This window comes from Pseudomonas bubulae (assembly GCF_037023725.1).
GTDB classification, from domain to species: domain Bacteria; phylum Pseudomonadota; class Gammaproteobacteria; order Pseudomonadales; family Pseudomonadaceae; genus Aquipseudomonas; species Aquipseudomonas bubulae.
Genome location: NZ_CP146077.1, coordinates 1,169,483 through 1,188,991 on the forward strand (window position 1 = coordinate 1,169,483; position 19,509 = coordinate 1,188,991).

The window sequence follows — 19,509 nt, forward strand, 5'->3', positions numbered from 1 at the left end:
TTGTGAGCTGCAAGCTGCAAGTCCAGGCATTTACCCATGCCTTTTCCTGCAGCTTGAGGCTTGAGGCTTACAACTGCCTCACTGCGACTTGCGGACCCGCAGGTACCACTCGGAGAGCAGCCGCACTTGTTTGTCGGTATAGCCACGTTCGACCATTCGAGTAACAAAGTCGTTGTGTTTTTGCTGGTCCTCTTTGCTTGCCTTGGCGTTGAAACTGATAACCGGCAGCAGGTCTTCGGTGTTGGAGAACATTTTTTTCTCGATCACCACCCGCAGTTTCTCGTAACTGAGCCAGGTTGGATTCTTACCGTTGTTGTTCGCCCGGGCACGCAGTACGAAGTTGACGATTTCGTTGCGGAAATCTTTCGGATTGCTGATGCCGGCCGGTTTCTCGATTTTTTCCAACTCTTCGTTGAGGGCCACGCGGTTGAGGATTTCGCCGGTTTCCGGATCCCGGTATTCCTGGTCCTGAATCCAGAAGTCGGCGTAGAGCACATAACGGTCGAAGATGTTTTGCCCGTATTCGCTGTAGGACTCCAGGTAAGCGGTCTGGATTTCCTTGCCGATAAATTCGATGTAGCGCGGCGCCAGGTATTCCTTGAGGAAACGCAGGTAGCGCTCGCGGGTTTCGGCCTGGAATTGTTCCTGTTCGATCTGCTGTTCGAGCACATAAAGCAGGTGCACCGGGTTGGCGGCAATTTCGTGGGGGTCGAAGTTGAATACCTTGGACAGGATCTTGAACGCAAAACGGGTCGACAGGCCATTCATGCCTTCGTCCACACCCGCGTTGTCACGGTACTCCTGGATGGACTTGGCTTTCGGGTCGGTGTCCTTGAGGTTCTCGCCGTCATAAACCCGCATCTTGGAATAGATGTTGGAGTTTTCCGGTTCTTTGAGGCGCGACAGTACGGTGAACTGGGCCAGCATCTTCAGGGTGTCGGGTGCGCAATGGGCTTTGGCCAGTGAGCTGTTGAACAGCAGTTTGTCGTAGATTTTCACTTCGTCACTGACACGCAGGCAGTACGGTACTTTGACGATGTAGATCCGGTCGATAAACGCTTCGTTGTTCTTGTTGTTGCGGAAGGTATGCCATTCCGATTCGTTGGAGTGGGCAAGCAGGATGCCGGTAAACGGAATCGCGCCCAAGCCTTCGGTACTGTTGTAGTTACCTTCCTGGGTGGCCGTCAGCAGTGGGTGCAGCACCTTGATGGGTGCCTTGAACATCTCGACGAACTCCATCAGGCCCTGGTTGGACCGGCACAGAGCGCCCGAGTAGCTGTAGGCGTCGGCATCGTTCTGCGGGAATTCTTCCAGTTTGCGGATATCGACCTTACCTACAAGGGCCGAAATGTCCTGGTTGTTTTCGTCACCGGGCTCGGTTTTGGCTACACCGATCTGGTTGAGGATCGACGGGTACAGTTTTACTACGCGGAACTGGCTGATATCACCGCCAAACTCGGCAAGGCGCTTGGTGGCCCACGGCGACATGATGGTGCTCAGGTAGCGTTTGGGAATGCCGAAGTCTTCTTCTAGGATCGCGCCATCTTCGGTGGCGTTGAACAGGCCCAAAGGCGACTCGAAAACCGGTGAGCCCTTGATTGCATAGAAGGGGACTTTTTCAATCAACTGTTTGAGCTTTTCGGCAAGGGATGACTTGCCGCCCCCTACCGGGCCCAGCAGGTAAAGGATTTGTTTTTTCTCTTCCAGGCCCTGTGCGGCATGGCGGAAGTAGGAAACTATCTGGTCGATGCATTCTTCCATTCCGTGGAAGTCTTCAAAGGCCGGGTAGCGGCGAATCACCTTGTTGGAGAAAATCCTCGACAGCCGGGAGTCGGTTGAGGTGTCCAGCAGTTCCGGCTCGCCAATGGCCAGCAGTAGCCGTTCCGCGGCTGAGGCGTAAGTGCTTTTGTCCTGTTTGCACAGCTCAAGATATTCCTGGAGCGTAAGCTCTTCCTGGCGTGTGGACTCGAAGCGTTGTTGGAAGTGGCTAAAAATACTCATGACGTCACCTCGCTCGATACGTGGAGTCGGCGATAGATCGGTCAGTTCGAGTGCTGGCATGCAGCAGCATTTCAGCTGCTGTGTACCCCCCAGGACACCATCAAGGTGGCTAACCCCTTGAAGTTACTACCGATGATCCATTCGCCGGTGTACCGGCTCTCCCCAGATTTGGATGGCCTGAGGTAAAGGATAGTTGGTAATACGGGAGGTCAAGGTCAGATGCGTGAATTGTTGCCTTAGACCGTTGGTCAGGCAGGCCCCAAGCCCTCTGATCACGGGGGCTGGGGCTGATAAAAATATTATTCGCCCGGGCTTTGGGCGGTTTCGTCCGGGTAAGTGGTACGCCACAACTCGAAGCCGCCATCCAGGCTGTAGACCTCGCTAAAGCCCTGGCCGACAAGATACGCCGCAGCGCTCTGGCTGGAGTTGCCGTGGTAGCAGGCCACGATCAGAGGGGCGTCGAGGTCGGCGTTGGCGATGAAATCGTGCAGCGAGTGGTTGTCCAGATGTTTTGAACCGCTGATGTGATTGGCGGCAAAAGCTTGCGGGTCACGCACGTCGACGACTACGGCGCCTTGTTCGCGCAGGGCCTGAGCCTGTTCTGGCGGGATGCGTTTGAATTCGGTCATGGGAAATTCCTGTGGCCTGAAAGCGGGCGCGGCTGGCTGGCGCCCAAGGGTTGGGAAGTTGGTGCGGAGTGTGGGGCAATGCCGGGTACGGCAAGTGTCGGATCGTCGCAATCGCAGAGCAGGCGTTGGCCGGTGTCGACATTGAGCAGGGTCATGGCGCCGCCCCAGACACAGCCGGTATCGAGTGCGAAGATGCCGGGTTCCTTGCAGTTGCCCTCCAGTGCTGCCCAATGCCCGAAGATGATCTTGAGGCCTTGGGTTTTGCGTTCTTTGTAGCTGAACCATGGAGCGAAGCCGGGCGGTGCAGTACCTACGCCTTCTTTGCTTTTCAGGTCGAGCTTGCCGTCCCGGGTGCAGAACCGCATACGGGTGAAATAGTTGGTAATAACCCGCAACCGGGTAACGCCGGTCAGTCCGTTATCCCATTTGGCCGGGTCGTTGCCGTACATGCCGTCGAGATAGGGGCCGACAAGGTTGTCATCGCGCAGCGCCTGTTCGACTTCGCTGGCGCATTTGAGGGCTTTTTTCAGCGTCCACTGGGGCGGTATTCCGGCATGCACCAGTGCAACCTCACGCTCGGCATCGTAATGCAGCAGCGGTTGCTGACGCAGCCAGTTCAACAACTCATCGCAATCGGGGGCCTGGAGAATTTCGCGCAAAGTGTCGCCTTTTTTCAGGCGTTCGATATTGCGCCCCACGGCCAGCAGGTGCAGGTCATGGTTGCCCAGTACACACACCAGCGACTCGCGCATGCGATACAGAAAGCGCAGGGTTTCCAGTGATTCGGGACCGCGGTTGACCAGGTCGCCCACCAGCCAGAGCTTGTCTTTGGTGGGGTCGAAGGCCACGCGTTCGAGCAGGCGCTTGAGCGGTTTCAGGCAGCCTTGCAAGTCGCCAACGGCATACACCGCCATCAGTGCAGGGCTCCGGGTACCGCCAGGCGAAAGGGCGCAATAATGGCTTTGAACTCATGACCGTCATCGGCATGCATCAGGTAGCTGCCCTGCATGGTGCCGACTTTGGTTGTGATGACCGACCCACTGCTGTAGGTGTGCTCGCTGCCGGGATCAATCTTGGGTTGCAGTCCTACAACACCGGCGCCACGGACTTCTTCTACATGACCATCGCCGTCGGTGATTACCCAGTGCCGTGACAACAGCTTGGCAGGTATTGAACCGTTGTTGCGTACCGTGATGGTGTACGCAAAGGCAAAGCGCTGATGCTCGGGCTGTGATTGTTCTGGCAGGTAACGTGTGACGACGCTGACGTCGACCAGATAGCGGGGATCGTGCATGCGAGAGGCCTTACTTGAAAGCGAAGACACAGTTCGGGATAAAACTGATGCCTGAGTCTAGGCCAAACAGCGGGTACCCGGCTAGACGTGGCGTCTGGCCGGGTACCCGTTTTTTCTCGGCGATCAGTCGGCGGCGGGCGCCACGACCGGTTGCTCGCTGAGCTTGTCGGCCAGGCGCACGAAGGCGGCCAGGTCGAGTTGCTCCGGGCGTTTGCTGCCATCGACGCCTGCGGCTTCGATTTCAGCGTTGCTGAGCAAGGCTTTGAGGGTGTTGCGCAGGGTCTTGCGGCGCTGGTTGAAGGCTTCGCGAACCACGCGCTCAAGCAGGCGGTGGTCTTTGGCCGGATGCGGCAGCACTTCGTGGGGCACCAGACGGACAATCGCTGAATCAACTTTCGGCGGCGGGTTGAATGCACCCGGGCCTACGTTGAATAAGTGTTCGACGCGGCAGTGGTACTGAACCATGATCGACAGACGACCCCAATCACCACCGCCAGGCCCGGCGGCCATGCGCTCAACCACTTCTTTTTGCAGCATGAAGTGCATGTCGCGGATCAGCTCGGCGTTTTTCAGCAGGTGAAAAATCAGCGGCGTGGAGATGTTGTAAGGCAGGTTACCAACCACGCGCAGGGTGCGAGGGGCAGCATTGAGGCTCTTGAAGTCGAACTTCAGGGCATCACCCTGGTGCAGGGTGAAGTTGCTCATGCCGGCAAACTGGCGGTTGAGGATCGGCACCAGATCCTTGTCGAGCTCCACAACGTCGAGCTGGCCACCGCTGTTGAGAATGCCTTCGGTGAGGGCACCCTGGCCCGGGCCGATTTCCAGCAGGCGTTCGCCAGCCTTGGCGTTGATGGCGCGCAGGATGCGGTCGATAACCCCGGCATCGTGCAGGAAGTTCTGACCAAAGCGCTTGCGCGCCTTGTGTTGGTATTGCTCGTTCATATACGGGTCTCGGCCATCTGGTAGGCGGTTTCCAGGGCGACTTGCAGGCTGCCGGTATCGATCTTGCCACTACCCGCCAGATCCAGGGCGGTGCCGTGGTCGACAGAGGTGCGGATAATCGGCAAGCCCAGGGTGATGTTGACTGCGGCACCAAACCCTTTGTACTTGAGTACGGGCAGGCCTTGGTCGTGGTACATCGCCAGCACTGCGTCGCAGTGTTCCAGATATTTGGGGGTAAACAGAGTGTCGGCAGGCAGCGGGCCACGCAGGTCCATGCCCTCGCTGCGCAGGCGCTCCAGGGTTGGTTCGATGATGTCTGTTTCTTCGTGGCCCAAATGGCCGCCTTCACCTGCATGGGGGTTGAGCCCGCAAACCAGGATGCGCGGCCGGGCGATGCCAAATTTTTGTTTTAGGTCGGCGTGCAGAATGCGGGTGACCCGCATCAGTCGCTCGGGGGTGATTGCATCGCTGACCTGACGCAGGGGCAGGTGAGTGGTGACCAGTGCCACGCGCAGTCCGCGGGTGGCAAGCATCATCACGACCTGCGGTGTATGGGTCAGGTCGGCGAGGAATTCGGTATGCCCGGAGAACGGGATGCCCGCTTCGTTGATCACGCCCTTGTGCACCGGGGCGGTGATCATGCCGGCAAAGTCGCCATCCACGCAGCCCTGGGCGGCGCGTGTGAGGGTTTGCAGCACAAAGGCTGCGTTGGCCTTGTCCAGCTTGCCGGCGGTAACCGTGGCGTTCAACGGGGTGTCCCACACGTACAGGCTGCCTGCCGGAGCCGGCTGATCGGGCCAGTTGCCCGGCTCGACCGGTAGCAGGCTGACAGCCACACCGAGCTGCGCGGCCCGCTCAAGGAGCAGGTCGCAGCTGGTGATGGCGATCAGGGGGTGTGGCTGGTGTTGCGAGGCGAGAAGCAGGCACAGGTCGGGACCTATGCCTGCCGGTTCGCCGGGTGTCAGGGCAAAACGCTGTGTGTTCACTGCGCGGCCTGGCCTGCGCTGTCAGTACCGGTTGCGCCTGGCAGCTTGATTTCAACATAGGCTTCGTCGCGGATCTGACGCAGCCAGGATTGCAGCTCTTCATCGTATTTGCGGTTACGCAGAGCGTTCATAGCCTGTTGCTCGCGCGCCTGGGTGGTGCTGTCAGTGGCACGACGGCCAAGGACTTCCAGAACATGCCAGCCGTATTGGGTCTTGAACGGCTTGGACAGCACACCTTGCGGAGTGTCGGCCATGGCTTCGCGGAACTCGGGCACCAGCGAATTCGGGTCAACCCAGTTCAGGTCGCCGCCGTTGAGGGCGGAGCCCGGGTCTTCCGAGTAAGTCTTGGCCAAGGTGGCAAAGTCTTCGCCCGACGTAATGCGGTCGTAGATTTTGGCTGCCAGTTCCTTGGTTTGCGCTTCAGTACGAATTTCGCTTGGCTTGATCAGGATATGACGGACATGAACTTCGTCCACCACCACTGATCCACCGCCGCGTTTCGCGTTCAGCTTGAGGATGATGAAGCCGCCTGGCGTGCGCACTGGAGGTGTAACGTCGCCTACAGGCATCTCACTGAGCATGCGGTCGAAAGGGGGAGGCAGTTGAGCAGCTTTACGCCAGCCCATGTCGCCACCTTCCAGTGCCGTGTCGCTGCCGGAGCGGGCGATGGCCATTTGGGCAAAGTCAGCGCCCTGTTTGAGCTTGTTGTAGACCTCTTCAGCTTGCTTGGCCGCGTTCTGGATGGCTTCCGAGCTCGCGCTTTCAGGCGTCGGGATCAGGATATTGGCCAGGTGGAACTCTTCGGACATCTGCAATTTGCCCAGGTCCGAGGCCAGGAAGTTTTTCACTTCCTGATCCGTGACCTGAATGCGCTCAGCCACGCGGCGTTGACGCACACGGCTGATGATCATCTCGCGACGCACCTGTTCACGGGCATCTTCATACGACAGACCGTCGTGGGCCAGGGCCTGACGGAATTGCTCGATGGTCATGTTGTTGCGCTGGGCAATGGTGCCGATAGCCTGGTTCAGTTCTTCGTCCGTGATGCGAATGCCTGAACGCTCGCCGATCTGCAGTTGCAGGTTTTCGACGATCAGGCGCTCAAGCACTTGCTGATCCAGAACACTGGCAGGCGGTACACCCTGGCCACGCTTGGCGATGGTTTGCTGAACTTCGTGGACACGCTGGTCCAGTTGGCTCTGCATGATCACGTCGTTGTCGACGATGGCCACCACTTTATCCAGGGGCTGTACTGCAGCGTTGGCTGCAGTACCCAGGAACAACGCGCCCAGCATTAGCGGGCGCAGACACTCAGAAAGCTTGATCTTCACGTTCACGATAACCTTGGATGCCTTTGTCGAGGAAGCTCTCTACTTTGGTGCCAACAACGCCACCGAGACCTTTCAGCACAACTTGGAGGAAGAGACCATGGTCGCCCTTCTCGTTTTGAGGGGCTTCCTGGGTGTACTCGTCGTTGGATACCCAGTAACGGCTGATCAGACGAAGCTTCCAGCAGCAGTTGTCGTACTCGAAGCCACCGAAGGCTTCCAGGGTACGGTTGCGGTTGTAGTCGTACTGCCAGCGGCTGATGGCGTTCCATTGCGGCACGATCGGCCAGATAACCGAGAAGTCGTGCTGCTTGATCTTGTAGTAATCCTTGATGTAGCCAGGATCACCCGGGGACAGATAGTCGCCACCGCCCACAGTCCACTTGCCGGTGTACTGGTCGTAGCGCACCTGGTCGTTGCGGTAGCGGAAGCCTGCGTTGACCACCTTGTTCGGGTTGTCTTCAGGCTGGTAGTGCATCATCGCACTGCCTGAGCGCGGGCTGCGGGTTTCCGGATCCCAGTTGTAGTCAGCAGTCGCACGCCAGTCGCGGTTGAAGCGATAGGCGTATTCAAGGGCATAAGGGGACACGCTGGATGTAGCATCCTTGCGGTCTGCGTCAATGCCCGGTAACTGAACTTTGCGGTCCTTGAAGTAGTAGGCCTGGCCCACGCTGATGCGTTGACGCTCAAAGCCGTTGTCTTCGATCAGGCGGCTGGTCAGACCCAGCGACAGCTTGTTCTCGTCGCCTACACGGTCAGTACCGGTAAAGCGGTTGTCACGCCACAGCGAGGAATAGCTGAAGGTGGTTTCGCTGGTGTCGAAGATCGGGATGTCATCCTGATTTTTCTCTGGGACATACAGATAAAACGCACGCGGCTCGAGGGTCTGGCGGTAGTTGGTACCGAACCAGTTGGTGTTGCGGTCGAAGTACAGGCCGCTGTCGACGCTGGCGATTGGCACGCTGCGGTTGACGGTACTGTCGAATTTTTGACCATTGTCGGTCATGTACTTTTTGCCAGTGCCATCCAGATCCAAGTCGTACTGGGTGTACATGTACTTCAGGGACGGCGTCAGGAAACCATAGCTCCAGTTCAGCGGCAGGCTGACATTTGGCGCAAGGTTCATGCGCGTACCGTTGGCACGGGCTAGACCTGCAACGTTGGTGTCTAGTCTTGGTGTGCCGATAGTTCCATCAGCATTTATAGGGCCGCCGTTTTCATCAATGAACCTGCCAGTTTTTAGGTCACGATCAAACCGCACCAGTTCGGTGTTGTAGGCGAAGTTCAGGCCACCTGGGTGAGTTGGCAGCATCCCGTTGAGGGTGAGCTGCGGCAACATGTCGTAAGGCGTGATCTGGGTAACGGTAGCCAGTTGATAGGCCTGCACGTTCAGCTTGGCGGTGTAGTCATCGCCACGGTAGCTGACGGCGCCCTGCTGGTTCAGGTAGTCACGGCTTTCAACGCCGATCTGGTCACTTTCCAGGTCCTGGAAGTAATACGGATCGCTGATTTTGGTGTAGTCGACTTCGGTCAGTACACGGGAGTCGAGACCACCCTTGTGCTGCCAGTTAAGCATGTAGCGCTTGTCGGTGTAGTCGGTCTGGCGCTTGCGGTCGTCGTTGTCGTCGTTGAGGTACGCGGCACCGAACTGGCCTTCGCTCGATTCGGTCAGGTAGCGGAACTCGCCTTCCATCAACAGGCCGCGCTTGGTCATGTAGCGCGGGTACAACGTGGCATCGTAGTTGGGTGCCAGGTTGAAGTAGTACGGGGTCACGAGCATAAAGCCGGTGTCGGTGCTGCTGCTGAAGGACGGCGGCAGGAAACCGGACTGGCGGCGATCGTCGATCGGGAAATAGATGTACGGGGTGTAGAACACCGGAATGTCCTTGACCCGCAGCGTCACGTTGGTGGCCGTACCGAAACCGGTGGCCGGGTTCAACGTGATGTTATTGCCCTTGAGCTGCCAGGCGTTGCTGTTTGGCTCGCAGGTGGTGTAGGTACCATCCTTGAGGCGGATGATCGAGTCTTCGGCACGCTTGGCATACAGCGCACTGCCGCGGATGCGCGACTTGTGCAGCACATATTCGGCGTTGTCGACCTTGGCCGCACCCGTGTCCAGTTGCACATCGGCGTGGTCGCCGACGATCAGTGCGCCGTTGTCACGCAGGCGCACCTTGCCGTTGAGTTCGCCACGACTTTCAGCCTGGTACAGGCTGGCTTCGTCGGCTTCGATCTGCATGCTGCCCTGGCGCATGACTACGTCACCGGCCAGGGTCGCAACCTGCTCTTCCTGCTCATAGCGGGAGGCTTTGGCGCCGATAAAGGTCGGGGCGTCGCTTTTGCTGGTGGGGTCGTTCATGCCCGGACGGATGGGCTCTACGTACGAACCGGAGCAGTACGGGCCGGTTTCGGCCAACTGCGCAGCGGTCAGCTTGTCCCGGGGCACCCAGTCGAGGTGACTGTAATCGTCACTGCGCGCCTTGAGCCCACGGCCTTTGGCCTCGGTGACCAGCGGGGCCTGTTTGGCCTGCTCGCTGGTTTCACCGCTGGCACCCACAGACCCGTCACCGTGCGCAGGACGCGGTGGCAGTTGCGCCACGTTGGTTTTTGGTGCGCAATCCCAGCCCCCCGTAGCCGACACGGAACAGTCATACTGCTCCTCGGCAAACGCGAACGGCGTGGCGAGAGGTTGCATGGCCAGCAAACTGCCGGTTACCAGCAACGGAAATTTTTTACGAAACGCGGGGGATTTCAATGCCATCTTATTAGTCCGGGCTTCCTGCGTGCCATCAGCCCGCGGTGGGGGACCGCACGCCTATCGATGGTCTGGAAAAGATTCTGGATAATAAAGCATGACCCGCTTGACGGCTAGCGCCGTCGGAGACCCTTGTAATGCCTGACCAAGATGTACGCCTGCAACACCTGAAAGTTTGGCTGGATGAGCAGTTGGCAACCGTGTTCGAGAATGAGGGTTGGGGAGCTGTGCCCCCGGCCACGTTGACTGCTGCCAGTAGCGATGCGAGCTTCAGACGCTATTTTCGCTGGGAGGGCGAGGGCCGCAGTTTTGTTGTCATGGACGCGCCGCCGCCCCAGGAAAACTGCAAACCTTTCGTCGATATTGCTGATTTTTTGCGAACTTGCCTGATTAACGTACCGAAAATTTACGCTCAGGATCTTGATCGCGGCTTTCTATTGCTCAACGATCTGGGCAACAAGACCTTCCTGGACGTGATCAACAGCAGCAACGCCGACGAGTTGTTCAAGGATGCCATTGAAGCCTTGCTGGCCTTTCAGCAATTGCCGATGACCGAGCCTTTGCCCAGCTATGACGTGGCCTTGTTGCGTCGCGAGCTGGAGCTGTTCCCCGAGTGGTACGTGCGAGCTCACCTGGGGGTGGATTTCAATGAGCAGCAACAGGCCGTCTGGCAACGAGTCAGTACGCTGCTGATCGACAGTGCCCTGGCGCAGCCCAAAGTGCTGGTGCACCGCGACTTTATGCCGCGCAACCTGATGCTCAGCATTCCCAATCCTGGGGTGCTGGATTTCCAGGACGCAGTGTATGGCCCGGTGACGTACGACATTACGTGCCTGTTCAAGGACGCCTTCTTGAGCTGGCCTGAAGAGCGTGTGCGCAACTGGCTGCAGGATTACTGGAAGCTGGCGCTGCCGTTGGGCATCCCGGTGCAGCGCGATTTTGAAGAATTCTTGCGCGCCAGCGACCTGATGGGTGTGCAGCGGCATTTGAAAGTGATCGGCATTTTTGCCCGCATTTGTCATCGCGATGGTAAACCACGCTATCTGGCCGATGTACCGCGCTTCTTCTCTTATATAGAAGCTGTGCTGGCGCGACGTCCCGAGCTGGCAGAGCTGGGTGAGTTGTTCAGCAGCCTGGGGCTGGTCAGCGAGGTCGATGCATGAAAGCGATGATTCTGGCCGCCGGTAAGGGCGAGCGCTTGCGGCCACTGACCCTGCATACACCAAAGCCCTTGGTGCGTGTGGGTGGCGTGCCGTTGATCGAGTACCACTTGCGGGCGCTGGCCGCGGCAGGTTTTACCGACATTGTGATCAACCATGCCTGGCTGGGTCAGCAAATTGAAGATCATCTGGGCGACGGTTCGCAGTTTGGTGTCAGCATCCAGTACTCCCCGGAAGGCGAACCGCTAGAGACCGGTGGCGGAATTTTCCAGGCGCTGGCGTTGCTTGGCGATGAACCCTTTGCCGTGGTGAACGGTGATATCTGGACCGATTACGAGTTTGCTGCCTTGCGTCAGCCGTTGACCGGGCTGGCTCATCTGGTTCTTGTGGATAACCCGGCACACCACACGAGCGGTGATTTCAGCTTGAGCGGCGGACAGGTTCAAGATGGCATGTCGGGTGCCGATACGCTGACCTACAGCGGTATCGCCGTGCTTCACCCCGATCTGTTCAGGGGCTGTACGGCGGGTGCATTCAAACTGGCACCGCTATTACGTAACGCCATGGCGGCAGGGCAAGTGACAGGTGAGCGATTGCAAGGGCATTGGGTGGATGTAGGGACGCACGAGCGCCTGGCCGAGGTCGAGTCGTTGATCAAGGACGCGCGCTAGCATGTTGTGGCCAGGGACTCTGATCGGAGCCGGAGCAGGCTTTTTCATAGCCAGTATTCCGGGGGCCATGCTCGGTGCTTTACTGGGGCAGGCGCTCGACCGGCGCTTGCAACTGCACAGTTGGGCCGATCTGCTTGAGCGTTTTGGTGCCCGGCCGGTGCTGCGCAACGATGAGTTGTTGTTTGTGTTGCTCGGTCGTCTGGCCAAAAGCGGCGGACAGGTGGTGGGCAAGCATATCGAGCAGGCGCGGCTGGAAATGCGTCAGCTCGATATGGAGCCTGCAGCGCAAAAGCGTGCCATTGCCGCGTTCAACCGTGGCAAATCCGGTACTGATTCGCTGCGCGGTTACCTGAAACGGCTCAAGGCTCAGCCTCATGCGGCAGAAGGTGTATTGCGTGCCTGCTGGCGAATGATCCTGGCCGATGGCCGGGTGGCTCCCCAGGAACGTGAGCTGATAGTGCTTTGGGGGGGCTGGCTGGGCTGGACCCGCCAACAGGTTCTGGTGTTGGGTGGCGAACATGAGCCTCAGCCCAAACCGCTGGCGACCCGTGGCGGTACCTACCGGCAAGCGCTGCTTCTGCTGGGGGTGACCGAGGCCAGTGATCCTGAGCAAATCAAGCGAGCCTATCGCCGCCTGCTCAGTCGTCATCACCCGGACAAGGTTGCCGGCAGCGGTGCGGGCCCGGCGCAGGTGCGCGAGGCCACGGAAAAAACCCGTGAACTGCACCAGGCCTACGCCTCGATCCGTGAACGGCGTGGTTTTTAGCGCAGTTTACTTATCCACAGGTTGCGGGCTGAGCCAGCCGCGTACACGGCGAAACAACTGCTCCTGTTCACCATCCCGGTTGCCCGGGGTGGCGAACAATCCGACCTGCTTGAAATTCGACCCGTTGGCTCGCTTGCTGGCCTGCAATCTTTGCAGGGCGGCTTCGCGGGCCAGGGGTTGGTCTTTATAGAAGATATCCAGCAGCGCCACGTTGAGGGCCGGGGTCAACTGGCTCAGGTCCGGCTCTGCCAACACAGGTTTGCGGGCAGACACCATGATCAGTTTCTGGATCTGGGCAGGATGCTTGGTACTGATATAACGCGACGCCCAGTAGGCCCCGGAACCATGGCCGAGCAGAACGATAGTGCGCATGTTCTGGTGCTGGGCAAAGGCAATCGCTGCATCAATACGGGCGAAGATGCGCTCGGCATCGGCCTTGTCCAGGTCTTGCCCGGTTTGAGCCGCTTCGGGTTCCGTGCTTTCGGTGCCGTCACTGGCGGCCTGCTCGATGGGTTTGGCCGTGGTGGTGGCTGCCTTGCTGCTACTGTCTGTCGCAATTGCAGCAGGAGGTTTCTCTGGTTCGGCTTCGCGCGGCTGGCTGGCTTCGCTTTGCATGTCCGGCAGACTCAGGCTCAGGCTGGCCCAGTTGGCGTCCGGCAGCTTGTTGCGCAGAGGGCTGACGGTCAGTGGCCAGTCAGCGGTTTCACCGGCTCCGGGGATGATGATGACCGCACCCTCGGGGGCGCTGCTGTTTGCGGGCTTCCACAGGGCGAGAAAACTGTCATTGGGTGCTTGCAGTTGTTGTTGCTCATGTTGCGGCAATTGCCGCTCAAGGGCCGCCGCATCTTCCAGACTGCGCTCGGGCAGGGGCGCGCGAACTGCGGGTTCTGGCTCGACTTGGGGCTTGGTCTCGGCTGCAAGCACTGGCAGGGCGAACGGCAATATCAGCGACAGGCACAAAGCCGGTAGTGCCAGACGATAAGAAAACATCGGTTATTCCAGGCCAGAAGTAGTACCGGCAGCGTAATGGGTTGATCAGTATTTGTCAGGGTATGACGGTTGAGATGAAATGTTTTTGCTCTCTGTGAGTTATCGGCTCCTGCTGTGGTTGCGTGGGCGTAGCGAGAAAATGCGTACGGCTCGGGTCTAGATCCAGCAGGCATCCCACAGGGGGTAATCACCGATCCGCGAGGTCAGTTGAGAGCGGATCGGGTTTTTGATGATGTAGCGGGCGATGTTTTTAATGTCCTCTTCCTGTCTGACAGCCCTGTCGTGATAGCCCCTTTGCCAGATTCGCTCACTGGATCGGCATGCTTTATTGACCGTAATGCTGCTGCGTGACTTGAATCGGCACATCAACTCGCCCAGGGTTTTGGTACGTAACTCTACGAGCCAGTGGCAGTGGTCAGGCATGACCACCCAGGCGATGGACCTGACGATGCCGTCGTCGTGAGCATGCCGGAGTTGGTTCACCACAAGACGGCCTAGATGGAAGTCGGTAAATACGGGTCGCCGTAGCTCGGTGACGGCGGTGAGCAGGTAAATGTGGCCGGGTTCGGAGTAGCGCCCTGTGCGCAGGTGACAAGCGTTGTTTGAAATTGGCAATCCTTTGCCCTCGGTCTGTTTTTTTCTAACGCTAGATCAGCCATCGGCAAGTATCAAAGTAAACACTTAACCGGATATTGCACTTTGCGTAGCAGCTGCCGAAGGAACGAGGCTGCGTTCGGCGGCGAAGCCGTCGTAAAAACAGGCAACACGGTGTGTCATCTAAAACCGGGGTTGAGGGTTTACGGTCGCTGCGCAACCGAACGCAGCCTCGTTCCTTCGGCAGCTGCTACAAATGGCCAATCATCGCTGCTACGGTGTGCGGCACATAGCCAGCGGTATACAATGCGCGCCACCGTGTTTAGCCCACTAAAAGGTGCGTCATGCAGCCCTTCGCTATTGCCCCATCGATTCTTTCCGCCGATTTCGCCCGTCTCGGCGAAGAAGTGGACAACGTACTCGCCGCGGGTGCTGATATCGTTCACTTCGATGTCATGGACAACCATTACGTACCCAACCTGACCATCGGCCCGATGGTCTGCGCCGCCCTGCGCAAGTACGGCGTCACCGCACCGATTGATGCGCATCTGATGGTCAGCCCGGTCGATCGCATCATCGGCGACTTTATCGAAGCCGGCGCCACCTATATCACCTTCCACCCCGAAGCGACCCAGCACATCGACCGCTCCCTGCAACTGATCCGCGAAGGCGGCTGCAAGGCTGGTCTGGTGTTCAACCCGGCCACCCCGCTGGATGTGCTCAAGTACGTGATGGACAAGGTCGACATGATCTTGCTGATGAGCGTGAACCCGGGCTTTGGCGGGCAAAAATTCATTCCCGGCACGCTCAACAAACTGCGCGAAGCCCGTGCCCTGATCGATGCCAGCGGTCGCGAGATTCGCCTGGAAATCGACGGCGGCGTAAACGTTGGCAATATCCGTGAAATCGCTGAAGCCGGTGCCGATACCTTTGTCGCCGGCTCCGCCATTTTCAACACGCCAAACTATGAAGAAGTGATTCAGAAAATGCGTGCCGAGCTTGCGTTGGCCCGCCCATGAGCCGCTTTGAGCAGCTACTCCAGGGGCAGCTGCCAAAATTGGTGATGTTCGATCTGGATGGCACCCTGATTGATTCGGTACCGGATTTGGCCGTTGCCGTGGAGGCCATGCTGCTCAAGCTCGGTCGTCCGCCCGCCGGGATTGAAAACGTACGGCTGTGGATCGGTAACGGCGCGCCCATGCTGGTGCGCCGTGCCCTGGCCGGGAATATGGACGGCAGTGGTGTTGATGACACAGAGGCCGAACAGGCACTGGAAATTTTCATGGAAGCCTACGACGGTGGCCATGCACACACCAAGGTTTACCCCGGTGTGCGCGAAAGCCTCAAGTGGCTGCAAAAACAGGGCGTTGAAATGGCCCTGATCACCAACAAGCCCGAACGCTTTGTGGCGCCATTACTGGATGAGTTGAAACTGGGGCGGTTTTTCCGCTGGATTATCGGTGGCGACACCCTGCCACAGACAAAACCCGACCCTGCTGCCTTACTGTTTGTAATGAAAATGGCTGGCGCTACTCCCGCGCAATCGATATTTGTCGGCGATTCGCGAAATGACGTGCTGGCCGCCAAGGCTGCCGGTGTTCGTTGCGTAGCGCTGAGTTACGGCTACAACCACGGTCGCCCGATTGAAGAAGAGTCACCGGATATGGTGATTGGTAACCTGCAAGAGCTGATAGCCGGTTGCTTAGAATCTGCGCCTGAGATAACGTTGGGCAATTCTGTTTCCCCCTCTCGAAGAGATTCCATCGTGGTGGTCACCCGCAAACTCTGGATGAAAGTCATCAAGGCCCTGGCCCGCTGGCGTTGGCGCGCCTGACTTGAATCTGGCCGCGCAGTCGGCACGTTTGCATACCTGACCGTTTTACCCTCAGACCACGAGGCACCTCATGATCCGCGAAGAATTCCTGCGTTTGGCCGCTGCCGGCTATAACCGTATCCCCCTTGCACGCGAAACCCTGGCTGACTTCGACACGCCGTTGTCGATCTACCTGAAGCTGGCCGATCAGCCCAACTCCTATTTGCTGGAGTCGGTGCAGGGCGGCGAGAAGTGGGGGCGTTATTCGATTATTGGCTTGCCATGCCGCACTGTGTTGCGTGTGCATGATCATCAGGTCAGCGTGACCCATGACGGTGTCGAGATCGAAGCCTGTGAGGTTGAGGATCCACTGACCTTCGTCGAGCAGTTCAAGGCCCGTTACAACGTGCCGACCATCGCCGGCTTACCGCGTTTCAACGGTGGCCTGGTGGGCTATTTCGGCTATGACTGCGTACGTTATGTGGAGAAACGCCTGGGCAAGTGCCCGAACCCCGATCCTCTGGGTGTGCCGGATATTTTGCTGATGGTATCGGACGCCGTGGTGGTGTTCGACAACCTGGCGGGCAAGATGCACGCGATTGTGCTGGTCGACCCGGCTCAGCCTGAGGCTTATGAAGAAGGCCAGGCCCGGCTTGAGGCGCTGCTTGAACAACTGCGTCAACCGATCACCCCGCGTCGCGGCCTGGACTTTACAGCGCAGCAGTCGGCTGACCCGGTGTTTCGCTCCAGCTTCACCCAGGGCGATTACGAGAAAGCCGTCGATACCATCAAGGACTACATCCTTGCGGGCGATTGCATGCAGGTAGTGCCCTCGCAGCGAATGTCCATCGACTTCAAGGCTGCGCCCATCGACCTGTATCGCGCTCTGCGCTGCTTCAACCCTACGCCGTATATGTACTTCTTCAACTTTGGCGACTTCCATGTTGTGGGCAGCTCGCCGGAAGTGCTGGTACGGGTTGAAGACAATCTGATTACCGTACGCCCGATTGCCGGCACGCGTCCGCGTGGCGCAACCGAAGAGGCTGATCTGGCGCTTGAAGAAGACCTGCTCAGTGATGACAAGGAAATCGCCGAGCACCTGATGCTGATCGACCTGGGCCGTAATGACACGGGTCGTGTATCTGAAGTCGGTTCGGTCAAGCTCACCGAGAAAATGGTGATCGAGCGTTATTCCAACGTCATGCACATTGTGTCCAACGTCACCGGCCAGCTTAAAAGCGGGCTGACAGCGATGGATGCACTGCGGGCGATTCTGCCGGCGGGTACGTTGTCTGGCGCACCGAAAATTCGTGCGATGGAAATCATCGACGAACTGGAACCGGTCAAGCGCGGTGTGTATGGCGGGGCTGTGGGTTACTTCGCCTGGAACGGCAATATGGATACAGCGATTGCGATCCGTACTGCAGTGATCAAGGACGGAGAGCTGCATGTGCAGGCCGGTGGCGGCATTGTTGCTGATTCGGTCCCGGCCCTGGAATGGGAAGAAACGCTGAACAAGCGCCGAGCAATGTTCCGTGCCGTGGCCCTGGCCGAGCACACCCCGCGGGATTAAAAACCTGCAACCGGCCTTGTGGGAGCGAGCGTGCCCGCTCCCTTCCACAGGCTTTAGTAATTCAGACTTAGCCCGATATTGGCGCCCTGCTGCGTCACGCCATCACTTTTCCTTACGTTATAAGTCGCCTGCAGCCTGAGGTCGGCGGTCAGCCTGTGGCTAGCCCCCAGGCTGATACGCCCGAGGTTGCTTGGCGGCGTATAGCCTTCGAGTTTGAAGCGATTGTTGGGCAGGCTGTTGAGCGCGGTATTCAGGCGCTGGATATCGCTCTGGAACTCATGCTCATGGGCGGCTTCGCCGAACAGCAGAGTCTGTGGGGTGGCCTGGTAACTGGCGAGCAAACCCGCGCCCAGGCGCTTTGAAACCAGTGTCTGCTCTTCGTAGTTCAATGCAGTCGAACGTCGGCCCTTTTCTTCATAGCGGTTAACTTCCACCCGCGAGTAGTCGGCACTGATAAAAGGCGACAGCTGCCACAGGTCTGCAGCCTGTACGATTTCATACCCCAGGCGTGTACTTAATGCCCGCAGATGTCCGTCGGCCTGGCCTTGCTCCATGCCTTCACCTACACCAAGCGCGAATTTACGCTTTAGGCTGTCGTAATCCAACCTGCCCAAAGTCAGTGCGGCATCACCCCACCAGTGATTGTGCTGGTATTGGGCAAACACGCTGCCCATATAGCTGTTGAGCTTGTAGTCCGATTCATTGGCTCCGGTCTCCAGGCGTTGCCGGTAAAACCCGCCTGCAACGCCAAATCGCCAGGTTTCATCCAGCCTGTAGCTGGTGCCGATGCTCAGGTTGTAGCCTTTGCCATCGGCACTCACGGACGTGGCCTGCTTGTCGATTTCCAGGCGTTGCCCGCCACCGGCGAGCAGGGGTCTCCATTGGCCAACGGCTTGCCAATGGCCGTTATCGCCAGCCCATTGGTGACGCAGTTGGTCTTGATGGGCGTTTAGCGAGCCTTGGGCCATGACGGGTAACAAGGTCAGCTCCCATGGGGTGGCCAGCAATGAGTAGGCATAGTCGGCAATCAGCTGTTGTCCTGTCTCGGTGGGGTGTACCGAGTCGTTGAACAGCAGTTTGGCCGGGTTGGGGGTTGCGCTGTTGAGGCCGTACTGCGGGTTTTCCGTACACTCTTCGCCGTTGAAACAGGTCGCGACAAGGTCCTGCCCCAGTGCCAGGCCATAACGGGTGGGGTCTGCGATGGCTTCACGCAGCAGCAGCGGGATATTGAGGGGGATCACCTCGGCGTCAATCTGCGCCAGTTGCTGGGTTAGCTCATGATTGAACAGAGCGCTCAGGGCGCTGGTGCCAGCCTGTGTGGGTGTACCGTAAACGGCTGGCGTGAGGCCCAGATCGGGCAGCAGCCAGACCATGATGTAGCGTGCCCCTGCCTGTTGCAGGGTGTGGGCGCTTGCCGCCAGCCTTTGTGCGGCTTGGCCTGCTTCGGCGGGGTTGGTGACCTTGCCTTGGAGAAAGTCATTGCCGCCACCTGAAATGAAATACAACGCCTTGGGGTCAGCCGTGAAGCTGTTCTGCACAAGGTAACCAGGCTTGCTGCGCAGGACGTAGCCGCCTACCAAGGCCCAGTCATCCGGGAAGGCGACCTTTGACTCGGTCTTGATGGAATTGAGTATCTGGTCTGTGCGATAGCCGCCCACCGCCCAGTTGTTGCCGTCGGGTTCCCCGGTAAGAAAGTTACCCGGCGATGTGGACGGGCGCAGATCTGCGGGTGCGATACCCAGTTTTATGCCCAGCCGAGTGGGCGCAACGCCAGCATATTCCTCACCCCGGTATTCCTTGTACGTCGGTCCGGTGAGATTGGTGAAACGCATGCCACTGCCTACCCCTGGATAATGCCCCGAGTCGCTCAGGCTGTCGCCGAACACAATCATGGTGGAGTACGGGGAGGGTGCTGCAACTGCTCGTTCACTGACGACGGACAAGATACATCCCGCCAGGGGGATAAGTAGGGAAAACCTGCGCATGTGACGACCTGTTTTTATTATT

Annotated in this window: 17 protein-coding genes; 6 read left to right on the forward strand and 11 right to left on the reverse strand. The window is 58.5% G+C overall.

The features are described 5' to 3' along the window. Window positions 1-78: 78 nt before the first annotated feature. The 8 genes from V6L81_RS05410 to V6L81_RS05445 all read right to left on the reverse strand — a co-directional run bounded on the left by V6L81_RS05410 (window position 79) and on the right by V6L81_RS05445 (window position 9,941). Complete coding sequence (locus V6L81_RS05410; RefSeq protein WP_016782433.1) at window positions 79-2,001, reverse strand: PrkA family serine protein kinase; 1,923 nt, start codon at window positions 1,999-2,001, stop codon at window positions 79-81. Window positions 2,002-2,300: 299 nt separating this feature from the next. Further along, window positions 2,301-2,630 carry a thiosulfate sulfurtransferase GlpE gene (gene glpE, locus V6L81_RS05415; protein ID WP_094999933.1) on the reverse strand — a complete coding sequence of 110 codons (330 nt, stop codon included), beginning with the start codon at window positions 2,628-2,630 and terminating at the stop codon, window positions 2,301-2,303. After that, window positions 2,627-3,544 carry a symmetrical bis(5'-nucleosyl)-tetraphosphatase gene (locus V6L81_RS05420; protein WP_094999934.1) on the reverse strand — a complete coding sequence of 306 codons (918 nt, stop codon included), beginning with the start codon at window positions 3,542-3,544 and terminating at the stop codon, window positions 2,627-2,629. The genes glpE and V6L81_RS05420 overlap by 4 nt, the downstream gene beginning before the upstream one ends. Then, window positions 3,544-3,924, reverse strand: a complete 381-nt coding sequence (gene apaG, locus V6L81_RS05425) for a Co2+/Mg2+ efflux protein ApaG (RefSeq protein ID WP_094999935.1) — start codon at window positions 3,922-3,924, stop codon at window positions 3,544-3,546. The genes V6L81_RS05420 and apaG overlap by 1 nt, the downstream gene beginning before the upstream one ends. Before the next feature lie 123 nt (window positions 3,925-4,047). Further along, window positions 4,048-4,866: a 16S rRNA (adenine(1518)-N(6)/adenine(1519)-N(6))-dimethyltransferase RsmA gene (gene rsmA / locus V6L81_RS05430; protein ID WP_094999936.1), complete on the reverse strand. Its 819-nt coding sequence runs from the start codon at window positions 4,864-4,866 to the stop codon at window positions 4,048-4,050. Beyond that, window positions 4,863-5,852: a 4-hydroxythreonine-4-phosphate dehydrogenase PdxA gene (gene pdxA / locus V6L81_RS05435; protein ID WP_094999937.1), complete on the reverse strand. Its 990-nt coding sequence runs from the start codon at window positions 5,850-5,852 to the stop codon at window positions 4,863-4,865. Before pdxA ends, rsmA begins: the two co-directional genes overlap by 4 nt. Further along, window positions 5,849-7,189: a peptidylprolyl isomerase SurA gene (gene surA, locus V6L81_RS05440; RefSeq protein ID WP_338660526.1), complete on the reverse strand. Its 1,341-nt coding sequence runs from the start codon at window positions 7,187-7,189 to the stop codon at window positions 5,849-5,851. Before surA ends, pdxA begins: the two co-directional genes overlap by 4 nt. Beyond that, a complete protein-coding gene (locus tag V6L81_RS05445; protein WP_338660527.1) occupies window positions 7,164-9,941 on the reverse strand; it encodes an LPS-assembly protein LptD in 2,778 nt (925 codons plus the stop codon). The genes surA and V6L81_RS05445 overlap by 26 nt, the downstream gene beginning before the upstream one ends. Window positions 9,942-10,072: 131 nt before the next feature. On the opposite strand from V6L81_RS05445, the gene V6L81_RS05450 reads away from it, so the two are divergent. From V6L81_RS05450 to V6L81_RS05460, 3 genes are read left to right on the forward strand one after another with little or no spacing between them, the layout of a single operon-like run. Further along, a complete protein-coding gene (locus V6L81_RS05450; protein WP_094999940.1) occupies window positions 10,073-11,098 on the forward strand; it encodes an aminoglycoside phosphotransferase family protein in 1,026 nt (341 codons plus the stop codon). Continuing rightward, entirely contained in the window at window positions 11,095-11,766 is a 672-nt protein-coding gene (murU, locus tag V6L81_RS05455; protein WP_153327912.1) for an N-acetylmuramate alpha-1-phosphate uridylyltransferase MurU, read from the forward strand. Before V6L81_RS05450 ends, murU begins: the two co-directional genes overlap by 4 nt. A 1-nt stretch (window position 11,767) precedes the next feature. Continuing rightward, complete coding sequence (locus V6L81_RS05460; protein WP_094999942.1) at window positions 11,768-12,532, forward strand: DnaJ domain-containing protein; 765 nt, start codon at window positions 11,768-11,770, stop codon at window positions 12,530-12,532. A gap of 6 nt (window positions 12,533-12,538) precedes the next feature. Here V6L81_RS05460 and V6L81_RS05465 read toward each other — a convergent pair whose 3' ends face one another. Further along, window positions 12,539-13,522 carry an alpha/beta hydrolase family protein gene (locus V6L81_RS05465; protein ID WP_338660528.1) on the reverse strand — a complete coding sequence of 328 codons (984 nt, stop codon included), beginning with the start codon at window positions 13,520-13,522 and terminating at the stop codon, window positions 12,539-12,541. A 156-nt stretch (window positions 13,523-13,678) separates the two neighbouring features. Continuing rightward, entirely contained in the window at window positions 13,679-14,137 is a 459-nt protein-coding gene (locus V6L81_RS05470) for an REP-associated tyrosine transposase (RefSeq protein ID WP_095020431.1), read from the reverse strand. Window positions 14,138-14,460: 323 nt separating this feature from the next. On the opposite strand from V6L81_RS05470, the gene rpe reads away from it, so the two are divergent. The 3 genes from rpe (at window position 14,461) to trpE (ending at window position 17,502) form a co-directional block, all read left to right on the forward strand. Next, window positions 14,461-15,135, forward strand: coding sequence for a ribulose-phosphate 3-epimerase (rpe, locus tag V6L81_RS05475; RefSeq protein WP_016782414.1), 675 nt, complete (start codon window positions 14,461-14,463; stop codon window positions 15,133-15,135). Further along, the gene (locus V6L81_RS05480; RefSeq protein WP_094999946.1) at window positions 15,132-15,950 is read left to right on the forward strand and encodes a phosphoglycolate phosphatase; all 819 of its coding nucleotides are present in this window, start codon (window positions 15,132-15,134) and stop codon (window positions 15,948-15,950) included. The genes rpe and V6L81_RS05480 overlap by 4 nt, the downstream gene beginning before the upstream one ends. Window positions 15,951-16,020: 70 nt before the next feature. Then, complete coding sequence (gene trpE / locus V6L81_RS05485; protein ID WP_095019503.1) at window positions 16,021-17,502, forward strand: anthranilate synthase component I; 1,482 nt, start codon at window positions 16,021-16,023, stop codon at window positions 17,500-17,502. Between the two features lie 53 nt (window positions 17,503-17,555). Here trpE and estP read toward each other — a convergent pair whose 3' ends face one another. Beyond that, window positions 17,556-19,487, reverse strand: coding sequence for an esterase EstP (gene estP / locus V6L81_RS05490; RefSeq protein WP_338660529.1), 1,932 nt, complete (start codon window positions 19,485-19,487; stop codon window positions 17,556-17,558). Window positions 19,488-19,509: the final 22 nt, after the last annotated feature.

Excerpts from the sequence above, each read along its gene's own strand:
- V6L81_RS05410 (WP_016782433.1), bottom strand. The coding sequence starts at position 2,001 with ATGAGTATTTTTAGCCACTTCCAACAACGCTTCGAGTCCACACGCCAG.
- glpE (WP_094999933.1), bottom strand. The coding sequence starts at position 2,630 with ATGACCGAATTCAAACGCATCCCGCCAGAACAGGCTCAGGCCCTGCGC.
- V6L81_RS05420 (WP_094999934.1), bottom strand. The coding sequence starts at position 3,544 with ATGGCGGTGTATGCCGTTGGCGACTTGCAAGGCTGCCTGAAACCGCTC.
- apaG (WP_094999935.1), bottom strand. The coding sequence starts at position 3,924 with ATGCACGATCCCCGCTATCTGGTCGACGTCAGCGTCGTCACACGTTAC.
- rsmA (WP_094999936.1), bottom strand. The coding sequence starts at position 4,866 with ATGAACGAGCAATACCAACACAAGGCGCGCAAGCGCTTTGGTCAGAAC.
- V6L81_RS05445 (WP_338660527.1), bottom strand. The coding sequence starts at position 9,941 with ATGGCATTGAAATCCCCCGCGTTTCGTAAAAAATTTCCGTTGCTGGTA.
- V6L81_RS05450 (WP_094999940.1), top strand. The coding sequence starts at position 10,073 with ATGCCTGACCAAGATGTACGCCTGCAACACCTGAAAGTTTGGCTGGAT.
- murU (WP_153327912.1), top strand. The coding sequence starts at position 11,095 with ATGAAAGCGATGATTCTGGCCGCCGGTAAGGGCGAGCGCTTGCGGCCA.
- V6L81_RS05460 (WP_094999942.1), top strand. The coding sequence starts at position 11,768 with ATGTTGTGGCCAGGGACTCTGATCGGAGCCGGAGCAGGCTTTTTCATA.
- V6L81_RS05465 (WP_338660528.1), bottom strand. The coding sequence starts at position 13,522 with ATGTTTTCTTATCGTCTGGCACTACCGGCTTTGTGCCTGTCGCTGATA.
- rpe (WP_016782414.1), top strand. The coding sequence starts at position 14,461 with ATGCAGCCCTTCGCTATTGCCCCATCGATTCTTTCCGCCGATTTCGCC.
- V6L81_RS05480 (WP_094999946.1), top strand. The coding sequence starts at position 15,132 with ATGAGCCGCTTTGAGCAGCTACTCCAGGGGCAGCTGCCAAAATTGGTG.
- trpE (WP_095019503.1), top strand. The coding sequence starts at position 16,021 with ATGATCCGCGAAGAATTCCTGCGTTTGGCCGCTGCCGGCTATAACCGT.
- estP (WP_338660529.1), bottom strand. The coding sequence starts at position 19,487 with ATGCGCAGGTTTTCCCTACTTATCCCCCTGGCGGGATGTATCTTGTCC.